The sequence below is a fragment of the Streptomyces sp. NPDC059853 genome (assembly GCF_042731495.1).
Classification (GTDB): Bacteria; Actinomycetota; Actinomycetes; order Streptomycetales; family Streptomycetaceae; genus Streptomyces.
The window spans coordinates 1-2,560 of record NZ_JBHWJL010000472.1; the positions used below are offsets into that span (position 1 = coordinate 1).

Sequence of the window (2,560 nt, forward strand, 5' to 3'; positions counted from 1 at the left end):
GCTTTAGTCGTGGGCTGTGTCTGTTGTTTACTAGACAGCGGCGGGGGGCGGGCGGGGGCGGACAGGGGGTCGCCGGCGTAGCCCTTGACCTCGCCGAAGCGGGTGCCCCGTGCCCAGTCGGCGCGGGCCTGGGCGATCTCCTCGCCGGTGCGGCCCACGAAGTTCCACCACATCACGATCTCCTCCTCGAACGGAACGCCGCCCAGGAGCATCACGGCGGCGTCGTGGTCGGAGCGCAGCGGGAGTTCGCGGCGGCCCTCGCCGAGGTAGAGCAGGGCGCCGGGCGGCAGCGGTACGCCGTCGATCACCGGGGAGCCGGACATGGACAGCACCGCGTACTCGAAGTCCTCGGTCAGCGGCAGCCGGGTGTCGGTGCCGGCCGCCAGGGCGAGGTCGGCGCCGACCAGGGGGCTGAAGGTGGTGCCGGGCGAGGCCGCGCCGTCGAGTTCGCCGAGGATGACGGTGGCGGTCAGTCCGCCGCCGCCGTGCAGCACCGGCAGGGTGGCGTGGTGTTCGAAGGCCGGTGCGGTGTGCCGGTGCGCGTCCGGGAGCGCCACCCACAGCTGGGCGCCGTGCAGGATGGGGGCGTTGCGGTGCGGGCTCGGGGACTCCTCGGAGTGCGAGATGGCCCGGCCGGCGGTCATCAGGCCCAGTTCGCGGGGGCGGACGGTCTGGAGGCTGCCGAGGCTGTCGCGGTGCAGCACCTCACCGGCGTGCAGCCAGCTGACGGTCTGGAGCCCGATGTGCGGGTGCGGGGGCACCTGCATGCCCGGCTCGTCCGCGATGTCGTCGGGGCCGTAGTGATCCACGAACACCCAGGCGCCCACCATGCGGCGGCCGAGGTTGGGCAGCAGGCGGCGTACGACCGTGCTCTCCCCGAGCGGCACCTCGCGGCCCGGCTGGAGTTCGTGCACCGGGCCGGTGCGGGGTGCCGCGCCGCAGGGGGTGGGGGCAGGGCGCTGATCGAGATTGCTCATGCCCCGATCCTGCCTCACCGGCGTGCCGGGGCCGTGCCCCGGTGCGGCCGGGCCGGGGCAAGCCGCGCCCGGCCCGCTACTGCGGCACCCACTCCCCCGACGGGACGTCGTGGACGTACACCGGCCCGGTGGTCCCGCTGGTGCGGAAGGGCCGGCCCGCGTCGTCCACCCGGAGAGTGCCGGTGCGGTCACCGCTGCTCCAGTCGAGGTCGACGGACCAGTCCACGTCCCCGGTGGCGGCCCTCACCTCGAAGCGCAGCAGCAGCGGTTCCGCGGCGTCGAGGGCGAACGGCAGCCGCGGGGCCGGGAAGTCCTCGCCGGTGGCCGCGTCGGTGCCGGGGACCGGGTGGGCGAGGGGCCGGTCGGTGTCCAGGTCGGCGGTGAAGGCGGCCGGGGTGAGCGAGCCGCCGCAGCCGTTGTCCATCCGGTAGGCGGGCCAGGGCAGCGGCTCGCGGCGCTCGGCCACCCGGATGTGGGCGGCCTCGACCACGACGGGCGCGCCCGGCTCCGGGGTGAGGGTGACCTCGACGATCGTGGCGTCCCCGTGAACCCCGCCCCGCTCGGCCGACCACTGTTGCGCGTCCTGGGCCACCGGGGGTGCGGGTACGTCGGTGGGCGGGGCGTCGACGAGGTAGGTGTGGCCGCAGCCGAAGGCCCATACGTGGGAGCGGACGGTCCAGGTGAGGGGTGCCGGGGAGTCCGCTTCCGCCCGGCCCGCCGCGTCCACGGTCAGGACGGCGGCGAGCAGCAGCGCGGCCAGACCGACCGTCAGCCGCCACGGGAAGGACCGGCGGACGGGCGGGACGGGGGCGGGCTCGGGGTCGGCGGCCGGACCGGGTTCCGGCGGGGTGGCGGCCGCGGCGCCGGGCGCGCGCTCCGCCGCCGTGCCCGCCCGTCGCGCGTCGGCCAGCAGCCACAGCCGGTGCAGCCGCCGCCGTTCCTCCTCGCTCGCCCCGCACGCCCGCGCCAGCCGGTCGGCCGGCGGGTACTCCTGCGGCAGCGCTGCCCCGGAGCAGTAGCGGTGCAGGGTCGAGGTGCTCAGGTGCAACCGCTTGGAGAGGGTGCCGAAGCTCAGCCCCGAGCGTTCCTTGAGTGCCCGCAGCTCCTCGGCGAACTCCCGTGCCGGTGCGTCGTCCTCCGCCATGGCCGCCCCCTCGCGCCGTCCCGTTCCACCGTTCCAGGTCCCTGCATCGTCCCACGTCAAGCGGGGTGGAACGGTTCCGCCGTCCCGGAAGGTGCCCGAAGCGTTGCCGGGTCGGCGGGGCGCGGCGGACAGTCGGAGCGTTCACACCACATCGAGGGGGGCATACCCATGCGACTCACCCGCACCCGTACCGCCGTGGCCGCCGGCGCGCTCGCCGGGCTGACGGCGCTCGCGCTGTCGTCGGCGGGCACCGCGACCGCGGCCGGCCAGGCGCCGGCGTTCCTGGAGCCGGGCGACCTGCCGCCGCACCGGAGTTCCGACTGGTTCGCGCAGGAGATCCGGCAGGGCGCGCCCGAGCTGCCGCCGTTCTGTCTGGAGGACGTGGAGCTGCCGGCCGACGGCACCTGGAGCCGGGAGTACCACACCGACCTGGACACCA

2 protein-coding genes and 1 pseudogene are annotated in these 2,560 nt (G+C 75.8%); 1 reads left to right on the forward strand and 2 read right to left on the reverse strand.

The window, feature by feature from the left end; translation table 11 throughout:
- Both ACFV5N_RS26890 and ACFV5N_RS26895 read right to left on the reverse strand, forming a co-directional pair.
- Nucleotides 1–977: pirin family protein (locus tag ACFV5N_RS26890; RefSeq protein ID WP_385604864.1), on the reverse strand; the 977-nt coding region annotated here is incomplete at its 3' end.
- A gap of 76 nt (nt 978–1,053) precedes the next feature.
- Nucleotides 1,054–2,121 (reverse strand): helix-turn-helix domain-containing protein, encoded by a 1,068-nt coding sequence (locus tag ACFV5N_RS26895; protein ID WP_385604867.1) that lies wholly within the window; start codon nt 2,119–2,121, stop codon nt 1,054–1,056.
- Nucleotides 2,122–2,289: 168 nt separating this feature from the next.
- On the opposite strand from ACFV5N_RS26895, the pseudogene ACFV5N_RS26900 reads away from it, so the two are divergent.
- Nucleotides 2,290–2,560: pseudogene (locus ACFV5N_RS26900) on the forward strand (hypothetical protein); the annotation flags it as partial.